The sequence below is a fragment of the Bradyrhizobium sp. NBAIM08 genome (assembly GCF_020193935.1).
In the GTDB taxonomy this organism is placed as follows: Bacteria; Pseudomonadota; Alphaproteobacteria; order Rhizobiales; family Xanthobacteraceae; genus Bradyrhizobium; species Bradyrhizobium yuanmingense.
On the sequence record NZ_JADYVR010000018.1, the window covers coordinates 17,033 to 31,936 of the forward strand.

At 65.0% G+C, this 14,904-nt stretch carries 16 protein-coding genes and 1 riboswitch; of the genes, 8 read left to right on the plus strand and 8 right to left on the minus strand.

The window, feature by feature from the left end; all coding sequences use genetic code 11:
* Nucleotides 1-39 precede the first annotated feature (39 nt).
* Nucleotides 40-948 (plus strand): GntR family transcriptional regulator, encoded by a 909-nt coding sequence (locus I6F37_RS35070; protein WP_051056869.1) that lies wholly within the window; start codon nt 40-42, stop codon nt 946-948.
* An 84-nt stretch (nt 949-1,032) separates the two neighbouring features.
* Nucleotides 1,033-2,112: a Tat pathway signal protein gene (locus I6F37_RS35075; RefSeq protein WP_225153979.1), complete on the plus strand. Its 1,080-nt coding sequence runs from the start codon at nt 1,033-1,035 to the stop codon at nt 2,110-2,112.
* A gap of 76 nt (nt 2,113-2,188) precedes the next feature.
* Here the strand turns inward: I6F37_RS35075 and I6F37_RS35080 are convergent, their stop codons facing one another.
* Nucleotides 2,189-2,788, minus strand: a complete 600-nt coding sequence (locus I6F37_RS35080; RefSeq protein ID WP_225153981.1) for a hypothetical protein — start codon at nt 2,786-2,788, stop codon at nt 2,189-2,191.
* A gap of 111 nt (nt 2,789-2,899) precedes the next feature.
* On the opposite strand from I6F37_RS35080, the gene I6F37_RS35085 reads away from it, so the two are divergent.
* Nucleotides 2,900-3,739, plus strand: a complete 840-nt coding sequence (locus tag I6F37_RS35085) for a nucleotidyltransferase domain-containing protein (protein WP_225153983.1) — start codon at nt 2,900-2,902, stop codon at nt 3,737-3,739.
* Between the two features lie 4 nt (nt 3,740-3,743).
* Here the strand turns inward: I6F37_RS35085 and I6F37_RS35090 are convergent, their stop codons facing one another.
* Both I6F37_RS35090 and I6F37_RS35095 read right to left on the minus strand, forming a co-directional pair.
* Nucleotides 3,744-4,379, minus strand: coding sequence for a hypothetical protein (locus tag I6F37_RS35090; RefSeq protein WP_036004087.1), 636 nt, complete (start codon nt 4,377-4,379; stop codon nt 3,744-3,746).
* A gap of 195 nt (nt 4,380-4,574) precedes the next feature.
* Nucleotides 4,575-5,438, minus strand: a complete 864-nt coding sequence (locus tag I6F37_RS35095) for a DUF1194 domain-containing protein (RefSeq protein ID WP_036004084.1) — start codon at nt 5,436-5,438, stop codon at nt 4,575-4,577.
* A 261-nt stretch (nt 5,439-5,699) separates the two neighbouring features.
* Nucleotides 5,700-5,776, plus strand: a riboswitch (Fluoride riboswitch).
* Nucleotides 5,777-5,888: 112 nt separating this feature from the next.
* Here I6F37_RS35095 and I6F37_RS35100 point away from each other — a divergent pair.
* From I6F37_RS35100 to clpS, 3 genes are all read left to right on the plus strand, one after another.
* On the plus strand, nt 5,889-7,091 hold the full coding sequence (locus tag I6F37_RS35100; protein ID WP_057027003.1) for an MFS transporter: 1,203 nt from the start codon (nt 5,889-5,891) through the stop codon (nt 7,089-7,091).
* A 28-nt stretch (nt 7,092-7,119) separates the two neighbouring features.
* A complete protein-coding gene (gene crcB, locus I6F37_RS35105) occupies nt 7,120-7,503 on the plus strand; it encodes a fluoride efflux transporter CrcB (protein ID WP_036004076.1) in 384 nt (127 codons plus the stop codon).
* Between the two features lie 141 nt (nt 7,504-7,644).
* Nucleotides 7,645-7,950 (plus strand): ATP-dependent Clp protease adapter ClpS, encoded by a 306-nt coding sequence (clpS, locus tag I6F37_RS35110; RefSeq protein ID WP_036004073.1) that lies wholly within the window; start codon nt 7,645-7,647, stop codon nt 7,948-7,950.
* Between the two features lie 42 nt (nt 7,951-7,992).
* On the opposite strand, the gene I6F37_RS35115 is transcribed toward clpS, so the two are convergent.
* The 4 genes from I6F37_RS35115 to fabI all read right to left on the minus strand — a co-directional run bounded on the left by I6F37_RS35115 (nt 7,993) and on the right by fabI (nt 11,946).
* A complete protein-coding gene (locus tag I6F37_RS35115; protein ID WP_036004070.1) occupies nt 7,993-9,183 on the minus strand; it encodes an adenylate/guanylate cyclase domain-containing protein in 1,191 nt (396 codons plus the stop codon).
* Between the two features lie 62 nt (nt 9,184-9,245).
* Entirely contained in the window at nt 9,246-10,334 is a 1,089-nt protein-coding gene (aroC, locus tag I6F37_RS35120) for a chorismate synthase (RefSeq protein WP_057026858.1), read from the minus strand.
* A gap of 184 nt (nt 10,335-10,518) precedes the next feature.
* On the minus strand, nt 10,519-11,118 hold the full coding sequence (locus tag I6F37_RS35125) for a histidine phosphatase family protein (RefSeq protein WP_036004064.1): 600 nt from the start codon (nt 11,116-11,118) through the stop codon (nt 10,519-10,521).
* A gap of 12 nt (nt 11,119-11,130) precedes the next feature.
* Entirely contained in the window at nt 11,131-11,946 is an 816-nt protein-coding gene (gene fabI, locus I6F37_RS35130) for an enoyl-ACP reductase FabI (protein WP_018648668.1), read from the minus strand.
* Nucleotides 11,947-12,118: 172 nt separating this feature from the next.
* Here fabI and I6F37_RS35135 point away from each other — a divergent pair, with 172 nt between their 5' ends.
* Entirely contained in the window at nt 12,119-12,607 is a 489-nt protein-coding gene (locus I6F37_RS35135; RefSeq protein ID WP_157284797.1) for an RNA polymerase sigma factor, read from the plus strand.
* A 106-nt stretch (nt 12,608-12,713) separates the two neighbouring features.
* A complete protein-coding gene (locus I6F37_RS35140) occupies nt 12,714-13,484 on the plus strand; it encodes an anti-sigma factor (RefSeq protein WP_036004055.1) in 771 nt (256 codons plus the stop codon).
* A 400-nt stretch (nt 13,485-13,884) separates the two neighbouring features.
* Here I6F37_RS35140 and I6F37_RS35145 read toward each other — a convergent pair whose 3' ends face one another.
* Nucleotides 13,885-14,847, minus strand: coding sequence for a DnaJ C-terminal domain-containing protein (locus I6F37_RS35145; RefSeq protein ID WP_225112631.1), 963 nt, complete (start codon nt 14,845-14,847; stop codon nt 13,885-13,887).
* Nucleotides 14,848-14,904: the final 57 nt, after the last annotated feature.

Genomic DNA, 14,904 nt, shown 5'->3' on the forward strand with positions numbered 1-14,904 from the left:
GAGACAGTCTGTCAAGCCCTAAAACTTGCGTGCACTGCAATGAGCGCCACCGACAGTTCCCGACCGCGCAGCGACAAGAACGGTTCCGAGCGGGCCGAGCAGCTCGCCGGCCTGATCATGGCGCTAGCCCGCCGCGAAGGCATGAAGGCCGGAGACCGCTTGGTCGAACAAAGGCTTGCGGATGCGCTGGATCTTTCACGCGCGCCGATCCGGCTCGGCCTGAAGGCCCTGGAAGCGGCGGGGCTGGCGCGCGGCGAGCCGCATCGCGGCTTCGTGCTGGCGAAGAATCCGACCAGCGGCGCCGCCCAACCGGCGCTCGCGGCCGTCAGGCGCGGCGAGCAGGTTTATACGGCCATCGCAGGGGACGTGCTCGCGAGCCGACTCCCAGCCGACGTCACGGAGGCGGAGCTCTTGCGCCGCTATGATCTGAGCCGCGCGGAGTTGCAGCGGCTGCTGGACCGTATCGCCGCCGAGGGCTGGATCGCACGCCTGCCCGGCTATGGCTGGCGTTTCGCGGAGACGGTCTCGAGCCCCGAAGCGCAGGCGCAGGCCAAGGCGTTTCGCGCGGTGATCGAGCCGGCGGCGATCGCACAGCCCGGCTTTGCACTGCCCCAGGAGGTGATCACACGCCTGCGTGAGCGCCAACAGCGGGTCTTCGACGGCGAAATCGAGAAGATGACGATTGGCGAGATCTTTCACTCCGGCTGCGAATTCCACGAGGAGATCATCCGCGGAACAGGCAATCCATTCTTCCTCGAAGCGCTCAAGCGCGTGAACTCGATCAGGCGCCTGTTCGCCTATCGCAGCTTCGCCGATCGTGACGGCATGAGGCGGCACGTGCGCGAGCATCTGCGCCTGCTCGACGTTCTGGAAGCGCGGCGCTACAGCGAAGCCGCCGACCTGATGGCCCGGCACCTGCAGCGTCCGCTGGTCGCCGGCGTATCGTGATCCTGCCGACCTTGATTCCGGTCAATCTTCTCGGCGCCGCCTGGCGCTAAGAATGCCTCATCATGGGGTGTGGAGCGGAAGTCCGTGGCCAACCGGCGACAATTCATCACGACCGCGCTCGGGCTTTCTGCGGCAGCGATCGGCAGCCCTTCCGCCGCGCTGGCGGCGATGACCTATGACGAGGCCATCAACGCGTCACGGGCTCCGCTGCGAGCAGCGCCCAGGGATCGCGAGCTCGTCCGGTTTGCGACGCTTGCGGCCAACAGCCACAACACCCAGCCGTGGATCTTCGCCGTCCGCGGCAATGTCATCACGATTGCGCCTGACGTCGCGCGGCGCTGTCCGGCCGTCGATCCCGACGATCATCATCTCTTCGTCAGTCTCGGCTGTGCCGCCGAAAACCTCATCCTCGCCGCGGCCACGCTGGGCTGGCGCGCCGATCCGGTCGTCGACGGCGATCGCATCGTGATCACGCTCGACGAGGCCGCTCCTGCCGCATCGGCCCTGGCCGATGCAATTCCCGTCAGACAATGCACCCGCGCGGCCTTCGCCGGCAAGCCTGCCGCGCCCGAGATCCTGCGCCAGCTCGAGAACGCCTGCCGGCAACCCGGCGTCGCTGCGATCCTGATCACCGAGCGTGCCGGGATGGCTGAGGTCACCGACTATGTGCTCGAAGGCAATTCGGCGCAGATGCGCGACAAGGCCTTCATGCGCGAGCTCGTCGACTGGATCCGCTTCAACGAGGCAGAGGCGGTCGCGACGATGGACGGGTTGTTCGCGCCCGCATCGGGAAATCCTGCGCTGCCGTCCTGGATAGCCCGGCCGCTTCTGAAGCTGTTCTTCACCGAGAGCGGAGAAAACAAGAAATACCGCGAGCAGCTCGACAGCTCGGCCGGTGTCGTCGTGCTTGCTGCCGATCGCAGCGACACCTCGCACTGGATCGCGGTCGGCCGCGCCTGCCAGCGCTTCGGCTTGCAGGCGACAGCGCTGGGACTGAAATATTCCTTCGTCAACCAGCCGGTCGAGGTCGCGGCACTGAGGCAGCAATTCGCGACCCGGCTCGGCCTCGGCGTACGACGCCCCGACATCGTGATGCGCTTCGGCACCGGCCCAAGCCTGCCGCAATCGCTGCGGCGTCCGCCGGAGCTGGTGATGCGATCGTAAAGCGCTGGCGCATGATCTTTCCGGAAAACCGCTTCGCACTTTGCGCTAACGCGGCCCTTCGGGTCCGGATCAAGCTTTAGCGTCGCAGGCCGCTCAGCGCCGGCGATTCGCCGGGCAGCATGTTCGATCTGATGTCGCTGTCCATGCGGCCCGAATCCTGCTGGGCGTAGCCGACACCGAACGACAGGCTGAGATTTGAGGTCGGCTTGAATTCGACACCCGCAAACCCGCCATAACCGGGCCCGGCGCTGGAGGTGAGCGGCGCCAATGAGCTGCCGATGCCGTTGCCGTATTTCAGCGTGTCGAAGCCGGCAAAGAAGGTGACGGGCATGCCGCCGGCGGTCTTCATCTGATAGCCGAATTGCGTGCTGTCATAAGAGAGCGCGCTGAAATTGCCGAGCGAGCCCGCCTGGTTGAAGCCGCTCAATCCGAGATTGCCGCGTTCGCGACCGATGAAGAAGCCGTTCGCAGAGCTCGTACGCCAATCGGCCTCTCCGGCGTTGAAGCCCGCAAAGTTGCCATAGCTGTCGGAGCTCAGGCCGGCAGCGCCGCCAAGGCCGAAAGGCCCGCCGGGAATCCAATATCGCAGCGGCGCCACTTGCGCGTGAACCGGCGCTCCGCCGAGGCAGAACACGGCGAGAGCCGCAAGAGCGCATGAGCGTGCAAGGTCGAACATTCTGGCTACCGTCTGAAACACTGCAAAACTATACTCCTCGACCATCCTCAATGCCAGCGGAGTGACCGCGCCGGCCCTCGCGGCCGCAGGTCTTTCGGGGAACCGCACCTGATGCCGGACGATCCGCTGCTCACCCGCCTGACATCCGTTGTTGCCGATGTACCTGGCGTTCAAGCTGTCGTACTCGGCGGCTCTCGCGCGCGGGGCCGCGCGCATGCGGCCTCGGACTACGATATCGGACTCTATTTCAAGTCAGCGCTGGACATCGGACGGTTGCTGGCCGCCGCGAAGACGATCGCGGACGATCCCGCCGCCACGACGGTGACGCCCGTCGGAGAATGGGGGCCCTGGATCGTCGGCGGCGCCTGGCTTTCGGTGGGAGGCTGCAAGGTCGACCTGCTCTATCGCGACGCCGACGCGGTCGAGGCCGTCATGGAATCCTGCGGCGCCGGCGTGGTCACCATGGACTACCAACCCGGCCATCCACATGGCTTCTGCTCGGCGATCTGGATGGGCGAGATCGCATATTGTCAGCCGCTGCACGATCCGACCGGCCTGATTGCCCGGCTCAAGTCGATCGCGCTTCCCTATCCGGAGCCACTGCGCAGCGCCCTGATCCGGCGCTTCCAATGGGAAGTCCTGTTCAGCATCGAAAATGCCGAGCTCGCGGCCGCACGCAACGAAAGGACCCATGTCGCGGGCTGCCTCTACAGATCGCTCGCCTGCGTCGCGCAGGTTCTGTTCGCACTGAACGAGCGCTATCTGATCAACGAGAAGGGGGCGCTGCAGGAGGCAGCCAGCTTGCCGCTGACGATTCCGCACCTGGTGGAGCAGTCCGACCGGATCTGGCAACTCGTCGCCGACGGCGGCTTCGCACAGGCCTGCGCAGTGCTGCGGCAGGTCGACCGAGAATTGAAGGCGCTGGCTCACTCCGGCGGAACAGCGCCGTAAAGGGTTATGCGGTCTTGTCGACCGAAGACGACGAATCCGCCGGCGGATATTTCGTCACCGGCACCATGAAGGATTTGGTGCCGACCTGGTAGATGATCTTGCCGTTCTGCCCGTCGTCGCTTGCGATCTGCGTCTGTCCGAACATGATGACGTTCTTGTAGACGAAGCCGGTGCCCTTGCGGGTGACGCCGTCGGTGGTGACGCTGACCTCGGCCTCCTTGCCATTGACGGACAGCACCTTGAAGCTCGCGCTCTTGCCGTTCTCGCTGGAATAGCCGCCCCAGCTTCCCATCAGGCGGCTGTCGGACGCGGGCGGGTCCTGCTTTTGCAGATTTGCGGTTTGCTTGCCGACGCCCCCGAACGAGAACAGCATCACCATGTTCTTGCCGTCCTTGGTGCCGACCGTGACCCCGCCGAAGGTGATGAGCGTGCCCTGAACCTCGCCGAAGCCGCGCTCGGTGCGTCCGTTGTGGGTGTACTCGACCTGCGCCCGGGCGCCGCGGATGTTGACGACCTTGAAGCCGACGGGCTGGTTGTTGCCGACCCAATTGCCCTTCCAGTCACCGAGCAGAGCGCTCTGGCGATACAGCCGCTCGTTGGCGGGCGAAATCTGGCTGGTGCTCGATGTGACGATGGCCATTGGATTGCTCGGACGGGCCTCACAAACCCGCTTTCGCTGGCTTGGGCAGGTCAGGATGCCGGCGGGAACGAACAGTAACGATGCGATTAGGGCCACGCCCCCGTTAACGAGCCGTTAAGCGCGCGCGTCGGCCGGGCGGGCAAAAGGTCTCAGCCGGAACTGGCGGGCGTGATGCCGCCGGAAAAAACCGCCCCCTCACCGCCCCCAGCGATCGGACCAGATCTTCTCGCCGATGAGGCAATTGACGCGCGGCTCCTTGTCGGCAACCGGCATCACGGGCCGCTCCGGGGTGCGGCCGGCGATTTCCATCAGCAGCTTGGTGCGGATCGCTTCCTTGAACTTGTCGCGCTCCTTGATCGTGATGACGAAGGACCCCGGCCCTCCGATGACGCAGTCCTCGTAATAAAGATCGAGATTGTCGATATCCATGGTCGAATAGGACGGCTCCTTGACCATGATCGGCAGGCCGTTGATGACGATGCCTTTCTCCAGCGCGGCGTCACGCGCCATCGTGACCGGGCCGCCATTGTTGTTCGGACCGTCGCCGGAAATGTCGATGACGCGGCGCAGGCCGCGATAGGGATCCTCGTCGAACAGCGGCATCGCGAAGTTGATCGCGCCTGATATCGAGGTGCGCGAAGCGCGCCGGATCGGCGTCTTCATGATCTCGGCGGCAACCGCGTCCGCCGTCTCCGGACCATCGATCAGCCGCCAGGGAATGATGATCTTCTGGTCGCTGGAGGCGGCCCACTCGAAATAGGTCACTGCGATGCGGCCGTTCGGGCCGAGCTTCAGCGCCTGCAGGAACTCCTTCGACTGGATCGCCTGTGCATAGCCCTCGCGCTGGATCGCGAGCTCGTCCATGTCCATCGAGTAGGACACGTCGACCGCGAGGATCAGCTCGACATCGACGCTCTGCGCGTCCTTGTCGGCCGCAAGCCGCTGCGGTTGAGTTCTGGGCGATTCGAATTTGGGTCCTGGTGCCGCGATGCCCGCGACGTCCCCTCCGGCGAACATGCCGGCCACCAGCACAGCCCCGATCGAGAACAGCAAACGCATCGCAGTCTCCCGTCGTATGACGCGATGGTGACATGCAATCGGCTTGCCGCAAAGGCCGAAGATCGCTTGTGCTTCACATTCGAGTTAGGAATTCACACGTTACGCAAGTCTGCCGCCATGTTGCCGCGCTTGCGTCGGGAACAGGGGCGATCTCAAGAGCCGTCGTTCCGGGACTCGCGAAGCGAGGGCCCGGAATCCAGCTGCCGGCGGAGGCACGCGACCCCGCCCACTTGTCCGGCACGATTTCCATGCTAGGTTGGTCGCACAGATGGGGATGGAGTCCCCCGACAACCGCCCGGCGGTCGATGACCTCATGGGCTGATGACTCCTGCTCGAGGAGAGGCAATCTTGGGCCTCTGCCTTTGGCGGGAGCATGGACACACCCGCCGATGGCGGGTTTTTTGTTGCCTGCTGGCGGCCGGCAGGCGAATGCGAGGGGACGACGAAGACGTGACGACACCGAATGCCGTACGTACCACGCTGCCCAGAGGGATCTGGGTGCTCGGCTTTGTCTCGATGTTCATGGACATCTCCTCCGAGATGATCCACGCGCTGCTGCCGGTCTATCTCGTCACCGTGCTCGGCGCCTCCACCCTCACCGTCGGCTTCATCGAGGGCATTGCCGAGGCGACCGCCTCGATCACCAAGATCTTCTCCGGTGCGCTGTCGGACTGGCTCGGCCGCCGCAAGCTGCTCGCCGCGCTCGGCTATGGGCTGGCCGCCTTCACCAAGCCGCTGTTCCCGCTCGCGCCCAGCGTCGGATGGCTGGTGGCGGCGCGCTTCATCGATCGCGTCGGCAAGGGGATTCGCGGCGCGCCGCGCGATGCGCTGATCGCCGATATCGCCCCGGTCGGCCTGCGCGGCGCGAGTTTCGGCCTGCGGCAATCGCTCGACACGATCGGCGCCTTCGTCGGGCCGCTCGTGGCCATCGGCCTGATGTGGTGGACGGCCGACAATTTTACTCTCGTGTTCTGGGTCGCGGTGCTGCCGGCCTTCCTGTCCTTCGGGCTGATCGCGTTCGCGGTGAAGGAGCCGGAGCCCGATCCGAGCCGGAAACGTGCGGAAAATCCGCTCAATCTCGCCGCAATGCGCCAGCTCGGAGCGGTCTATTGGCGCGTCGTCGCCGTGGGCGTCGTGTTCACGCTCGCGCGCTTCAGCGAGGCCTTCCTAATCTTGCGCGCACAGAACATCGGGCTCGACGTGATGTGGGTGCCGGCTGTACTGGTGCTGATGAACGTCGCCTATGCACTGTCGGCCTATCCGGCCGGCGTGCTGTCGGACCGGATCAACCGGACCGGCCTGCTCGCGCTCGGCCTGGTCTTCCTCGCCGCGGCCGACCTCGCGCTGGCGCTGCTCCCGAGCCTTGCGGGCCTCGCGCTCGGAGTCGTGCTGTGGGGACTCCATATGGGACTGACGCAGGGCCTGCTCTCGGCCATGGTCGCCGATGCCGCCCCGCCAAGCCTGCGCGGCACCGCCTTCGGCTATTTCAACCTGTTCACCGGGCTTGCCTTGCTGGCTGCGAGCGTGATCGCGGGTGCGCTGTGGGACGCCTATGGACCGGCGGGAACGTTTCTTGCCGGGCTTGGATTCGCGCTGGTTTCGCTGGTGGGGCTGCTCGCCGTCGGCAAAGGTCTGGCCACCGAGGGCAAGTGAAGCAAATGGCGAAGTGGGGAACGAGACATTGAACATTCAATACATTCTCGCCGTTGCCGGCGGCGGAGCGCTCGGCGCGGTCATACGCTATCTCGTTGCGATCGGGTCGGGCCGCGCGTTCGGTACGGATTTTCCGTGGGGCACGCTGATCGTCAACGTCACCGGATCGTTCCTGATCGGCATTTTTACCGCGCTGTTCGCGACCAAATGGAACCTGCCGCAGGCCGCGCGGATCTTTCTGACGGTCGGAATTTGTGGCGGGTACACGACGTTCTCGACGTTCTCACTGGATGCCTGGTATCTGATCGAGCGCGGCCAGACATGGGCATCTGCCGCCTACATGATTGCGTCGGTCGTGCTGTCGGTGGGCGCTCTGATCGCCGCATTACAGCTCGTTCGCGCACTTCCGTAACTCACGCAGGCGCAAGTCGTGCATTCCTGCCCAGCCGCGACGGCATAGTGGCGAGCGGCCGCATATCTTGGAGCGCTCCCCGCTCCTGCGGTATGATGTGTTGGCTGGTGGCTCATTCGAGCCAGGGCGTTTCGGGACACGATGAACGACACCGTCACCAAACCGAAAACCAGGACCAGGACCAAGGTCGAGCGGCCGAAGCTCCACAAGGTCATCCTGATCAACGACGACTACACGCCGCGTGAATTCGTCACCATGGTGCTGAAGGCCGAATTCCGCATGACCGAGGATCAGGCCTACAAGGTGATGATCACCGCGCACAAGCTGGGCGCCTGCGTGGTGGCCGTATTCACCAAGGACGTCGCCGAAACCAAGGCAACGCGCGCCACCGACGCCGGCCGCGCCAAGGGCTATCCGCTATTGTTCACGACGGAGCCGGAGGAATAGGTTTCATCCTGCGACGATGAATGACCTTCAGCTCAGTGCACATCAGGCCATCACCACCGGCGTCTCCTCCGCCAGCCCGTAGACGCGCTGCGCCTTGGAAAATCCTGCGATCGGAAACTCGCCGAGCTGATGCCAATCATGGCGGCAGACATTGGCAAAACCTTCCGAGGCGACGACGGTCCGCCCCAGGCGCCCCGTGATCTTCTCCAGCCTTGCCGCGAGATTGACCGCCGGGCCAATGCAGGTGAAGTCGAGGCGATTGCCGCCGCCGATATTGCCGTAAAGGATGTTTCCGACATGCAGCGCGACGCCGAAGCGGAAGCGCTCGACGGCCTCGCCCACCGGAAAGGCGAGCGCCTCGACGCTGGCGCGCGAGTCGCGCGCCGCCTCCAGCACCTGCGCGCAGACATGAGCGGCATCGCCGACATATTCGTCGATCGGGAACACGGCGAGCAGGCCGTCGCCCATGAACTTCAGCACCTCGCCGCCATGGTCTCGGATCGCCGTGACCTGGCAGTCGAAATAATGATTGAGGATCTGGACAACCGTCTCGGGCGGCAGCCGATCCGACAGCGCGGTGAAGCCGCGCAGGTCCGACAGCCAGATCGCCGCCTGCATGGTGTCGTTGTGACCGCGGCGGATCTGGCCGCCGAGGATGCGCGCGCCGGCGCGATTACCGACATAGGTGTCGAGCAGCATCTCGGCGGTGCGGCGCATAGTGATGATCTCGCTGATGCGTGCGAGAGGCGCTATGAGAGCTCGGATGGCTGCGATGTCGTCGTCGCTGAAGCCGCCGGGCTGCCGCGTGATCCAGCTCGTCGCGTGAATGGAGCCGTCGAGAAAAGGCACCGGCACCGCGATATAATCGGTCGCGCCTTCGGCGTGCATGTCCTCGAGGAACGGAAATCGCTTGCTGTCGGGGTCGCCTGCGCGGCCCCTGACCTCGATGCCCTGCTCGAAAACCACGCGAAGCGGGCTGTGGGCGAATTGGGGCGTGTCCAGGATCTCAAAATCGACGCTGCCGATTTCAACTCCCTCGCCCTGCCGCCAGATGAAGTTGCGGCCGAAGACTTCGGGATGCAGCGTGCGGATGAAGATGCCGAACCGCCACAGCGGCAGGCCGGCCGCGACCAGACGTTCACAGAAATCGGCAATCCCTACGGCCGACTCCTGAGCCGCCCAAGTGCCGTCGATCAGCCAGTTGGAGATGCGCTGAAGCTCGGAGCTGTTCATGGCCGCATTTGCGGACGAAGTTGCAGGGCCGTCAAGCTGCGCGGTGGACTAGTACCGCGAGTTCAACGCCCGACCTGTCCGCGATCGCGCAGGAAGTGATCGGCCAGCACGCAGGCCATCATGGCCTCGCCGACGGGGACGGCGCGGATGCCGACGCAGGGATCGTGGCGGCCCTTGGTGAAGATCTCGGTCTCGGTGCCTTGCCGATCGACGGTGAGACGCGGCTGCAGGATCGACGAGGTCGGCTTCACCGCGAAACGCACCACCACCGGCTGCCCGGTGGAGATACCGCCCAGCACGCCGCCGGCGTGGTTGGAGAGGAAGCGCGTGCCGTCATTGCCGGAGCGCATCTCGTCGGCGTTCTGTTCGCCCGTCAGTTCCGCCGCGCCAAAACCGGCGCCGATCTCGACGCCTTTCACCGCGTTGATGGTCATCATCGCGCCCGCCAGATCGGAATCGAGCTTGGCGTAGATCGGCGCGCCGAGACCTGCCGGCACGCCCTCGGCGACGACCTCGATCACGGCGCCGATCGAGGAGCCGCTTTTGCGGATGCCATCGAGATAGGTCTCGAAGAACGCGGCCTTGTCCTTGTCGGGACAGAAGAACGGATTGTTGGCGACCTCGTCCCAGTCCCACTTGTCGCGATCGATCTTGTGCGGGCCGATCTGCACCAAGGCGCCCCGCACCTTCACATCCGGCAGCACTTTCCGCGCGATGGCGCCTGCGGCAACGCGCATCGCGGTCTCGCGCGCCGAGGAGCGCCCGCCGCCGCGATAATCGCGCAGGCCGTACTTCGCCTCATAGGTGAAGTCGGCATGACCGGGACGAAACTTGTCCTTGATCTCGGAATAATCCTTCGAGCGCTGGTCGGTGTTCTCGATCAGAAGGCCGATCGGCGTGCCCGTCGTCACCTGAACGCCGGTCTCGGGATGGGCCATCACGCCGGACAGGATCTTCACCTGGTCCGGCTCCTGGCGTTGGGTGGTGAAGCGCGACTGGCCGGGACGGCGCCGGTCGAGATCCCGCTGGATGTCGGCCTCGGTGAGCGGGATCATCGGCGGGCAGCCGTCAACCACGCAGCCGATCGCCACCCCATGGCTCTCGCCGAAGGTGGTGACGCGGAACATGTGGCCGAAAGTGTTGAAGGACATCGCTGCTCGCGGGTTCGTAAGTCAATGCTGACTTAACTCGCCCTGAAATAGGGGTCAAATATCGGCGAAGCCGTCATGGCCGGGCTTGTCCCGGCCATCCACGTTCTTGGTGGCTGCGAGCACGAAAGTCCGTGGACCCGGGACAAGCCCGGGCATGACGGCGGGGGCGAGGCAGCGCTCCGGGCTAACTAAACTTCTCCAACCGCCCGTCGCGGAACACGTAGACGGCGCCCTGCTCGATATAGAGCTCGGCGGCGCTGGCGGGGGTCTCGAGGCCCAAGGCCACCATCAGGGCGCGGCAGGTCCCGCCATGGGCCACTGCGACGGTGTCGGACAGGAGCTGGTCGTACCAGGTGCGCACGCGGACCTGCACGTCGGCGTAGGTCTCCCCGCCCGCAGGCCCCACGGTCCATTTGTCGGCGAGGCGCCTTGCATAGATGTCCGGATCCCTCGCCTCACTCTCGGCCAGCGTCAGCCCCTCCCAGGTGCCGTAGCCGATCTCGCGCAGACGATCGTCGAGCGCGTAATCGGCAGGCGGCAATTCGAGCTTGCCGCGCGCGAGCTCCATGGTCTGGCGCGCACGGCCGAGCGGGCTCGACACGTAAGCCAGCGCGGCCTTGTCGCGCCCGTCGCGCTTGAACAGTTCGGCGAGAATGCCGCCGGCCTGCACGGCCTGGCTGCAGCCGCGCGCGTTCAGCGGAATGTCCCTGGTGCCCTGAAGCCTGCCGAGCGCATTCCACTCGGTCTCGCCGTGGCGAAGATAGTAGATCGTAGGCTTGGGCATTTCAGTTAGAGGCTAGTCCTTCCCGCCAAGCGAGATATCAGGCGCATCCGGCCGCTTCATGCCGAGCACGTGATAGCCGGAATCGACGTGGTGCACCTCGCCGGTGACGCCGCGCGATAGGTCGGAAAGGAAATACAGCGCGCTGCCGCCGACGTCTTCGGTGGACACGTTGCGCCGCATCGGCGCGTTGGTCTCGTTCCACTTCAGGATATAGCGGAAGTCGCCGATGCCGGACGCCGCCAGCGTCTTGATGGGACCTGCCGAGATCGCGTTGACGCGAATGTTCTTCTCGCCGAGATCGGCAGCGAGATAGCGCACGCTGGCTTCCAGCGCCGCCTTGGCCACGCCCATGACGTTGTAATGCGGCATCCACTTCTCGGCGCCGTAATAGGAGAGCGTGATCAGCGAGCCGCCATCCGTCATCAGCTTCTCGGCGCGCTGCGCCACCGCCGTGAACGAATAGCAGGAGATCAGCATCGACTTCGAAAAATTCTCCTGCGTGGTGTCGACGTAGCGGCCGTCGAGTTGCTCGCCATAGGCGATCGCATGCACCAGGAAGTCGATCTTGCCCCATTTCTCCTTCAGCACCGCGAAGACGGCATCGATGGTTGCGGCATCGGTGACGTCGCAATGGCCAAGCACGAGGCCGCCGATCTCGGCGGCGAGCGGCTCGACGCGCTTCTTCAGCGCATCGCCCTGATAGGTGAAGGCGAGCTCGGCGCCCGCGGCGTGGCATGCCTTGGCGATTCCCCAGGCGATCGAGCGGTTGTTGGCGACGCCGAGGATGACCCCGCGCTTTCCTTGCATCAGACCCGAATTCTGCGCCATTTTTGCACGTCCCGTCGAACTCTCGTTGAGGTCTGGAGGTACACCAGCCCTCCCCTGCGGTACAGCCCTAATCCGCAGCATTAACGCTGTTTCGAGTGCCGGAATAGCCGTTCCGCTTGGGTGTTATGATCGCTATAGGCGCGCGCCGAACGCCAGGGATGTCAGGACCGCAATGAGTGCGTTTCGCCAGAGTGTGGAAGCCATGATCCCGGCGTTGCGCCGCTACGCCCGCGCGCTCACACGCGATGCGGATGCGGCCGACGATCTGGTCCAGGATACGTTGGTACGCGCGCTGCGTTCGGAGCGGCTGTTTCTCGGAGGCGACGTCAGGAGCTGGCTCTATACGATCCTGACCAACCTCAACAAGAACCGGCGGCGCTCGCTGGCAAGGCGACCGCAATTCATGCCGCTGACGGATAACAACCCCGATGCCAGCGGGACCGAGGCCGAAGGACGCGACATCGAGAAGGCGCTGACCACCCTCGTCGAGGAGCAGCGTTCGGTGCTGCTGCTGGTGATGCTGGAAGGCATGAGCTACCGCGAGGTTGCCGACATCCAGGGCGTGCCGATCGGCACCGTGATGTCGCGCCTGGCGCGCGCAAGAGCCCACGTCAAAGCCTCGCTGGAGGGCGAGCGTACGGCGCTCAGGCGGGTAAAATGATGGCCGGGTCGACGCATCGAACGATCTCCGCCCGCAGCCGGATAGTGAGCTGCGCGAAGCTAACTCGCAGAAGGCATTTTGGGCCGCAGAGCCAGAGACGACCGATATGAACGACCGCAAGATTCCAGTAACCGAGGACGAACTGCACGCCTATGTCGACGGCGAGTTGCCGGCCGAGCGACGCGCCGACGTCGAGGCCTTTCTTGCCGCCCACCCCGAGGACGCCGAGCGGGTGCAGTCCTGGCGGACCATGGCCGAGATGCTGCACGCGCGTTACGATTCGATTGCCCATGAACGGGTGCCCGCACGGCTCGAGCTCGAGAGGCTGGAGCGCCGCCCGCGGCAATGGTTTTATGGCGCCGCCGCGGCCGTGCTGGTCGCCTTCGTCGCCGGCGGCACCGCCGGCTGGGTGGCGCATGGCGCCGCCAACGCGCCCTCGACCTTCCGGAGCTTTACGGCGGACGCACTCGACGCCCACCGCCTCTATGTCGTCGAGGTCCGCCACCCCGTTGAGGTCGGCGGCAACGAGCGCGATCACTTGCAGGCCTGGCTGACCCGGCGCTGCGGCTGGACCGTGTTCGCGCCGAACCTGGAGGCGAGCGGGCTGAAGCTGGTCGGCGGCCGGCTGCTACCGGGACCGAACGGTCCGGCGTCGTTCCTGATGTACGAGGGCGCCTCGGGCGAGCGGTACACGATCTACAGCGCCAAGACCGAGAATGGTGCAACGCAAATGCGCTACGCCAAGACGGACAAGGACGGCGCGTTATTCTGGTCCGAGCGCGGCGTCGGCTACGTCGTCAGCGGCAGCAGCGATCGCGAGCGGCTGACCAAGGTGGCGCAGGCCGTCTACGACCAAGCAGAGAAAAACGGCACCTAGACAACCGCGCAACGCCAGTGCCCAGATTCCGTCATCGAAAATTTGGAATCAGGACATCGACACGTCTCATTATCGCACCGGGTGCTCACGCGATTATGAGTGGCGTTCGATCCGCCGATCGACGCGGGCGGCCTCGATTGGGGTTTTTGGTACCGCGCTGGTCCCCCTCTCGAGGCCGCACCTTTTTATCGGCTGCCCCGCCGGACAGCCGACACGTCGAGACCATGAAGCGCTACCACGCCTCAGGCGTATGATGGGCATCATCTCCAGGACGATGCCGTGGTCCTTTAGGAGAACCCCTTCAGTTCGCTCTCGCCCTAAAGCGCGATGGCTCGCGCTTTAGCTCTTTGTTTGCGCATGATCTTTCCGGAAAACCGCTCCACACTTTTCCGGACATGCTTTAGCCGACACCGCTACGTGGATTGTAGGGGTGTTGGTCCCGCCACTTCTCCATCAATGCTTCAAGCTCGGCGTCGTTCCCGTCCGGTAGCATAATCCTGATGATGACGAAGAGATCCCCGGTTCCGCCGGCTTTCGGCAGGCCCTTGCCCTTGAGGCGGAAGGTCCGGCCGCTGGACGTGTTCTTGGGGACCGAGAGCTCCACGGCATTGCCGAGGGTCGGCACGCGGACCCTGCCGCCGAGCACCGCCTCGTAGAGCGTGACCGGCAGGTCGATCCTGAGGTCTGCGCCCTCGACCTTGAAGAACGGGTGCGGTGCAATGTTGATGGTGATCAGGAGATCGCCGGGCGGATGGCCCTGCGCACTTTCTCCCTGCCCCCGCAGCCTGATCTGCTGGCCCTCGGTGACCCCGGCCGGAATCTTGACGTTGAGCTCCTTGCCAGTCGGCAGCCGCACACGCTTCTCGCCGCCCTTGACCGCCTCTTCCAGCGAGACGCTCATGGCGACGTTGACGTCGAGATCGAGCCCGATGCCGCCAGTGTCGAACTCGAACTGGGCGCCGCCGCCGGCTCCGGGCCGTGCGCCGCGCATCCCACCGCCGAACATGCTGTTGAGGATGTCCTCGAACGCACCGCCGCCCGGGCCGCCCGCACCGCCGCTTCGGAACGTATAGCTTTCGAACCCGCCTGGGCCCGCGCGGCCGCGAGGACCGCCGCCGCCCGGAAAACCCTGGAAGCGCGGCTTGCCCTCGGCGTCGATCTCGCCCCGGTCAAACTGCTTGCGCTTGTCCTCGTCGCCGAGGATCTCGTTGGCCGAGTTGATCTCGGCGAAGCGTTCGGCAGCCTTCGGATCACCCTTGTTGCTGTCAGGATGGTGCTTCTTGGCCAGCTTGCGATAGGCGCTTTTGATCGCGGCAGCGCTGGCGCTCCGCGGCACCCCCAAGACCTCATAGGGGTCGCGCATTCGTCACGTCTCCTTCAAGAAATCGAATTGTTCAAAGGGCTCCCCGCCCCACCTGCG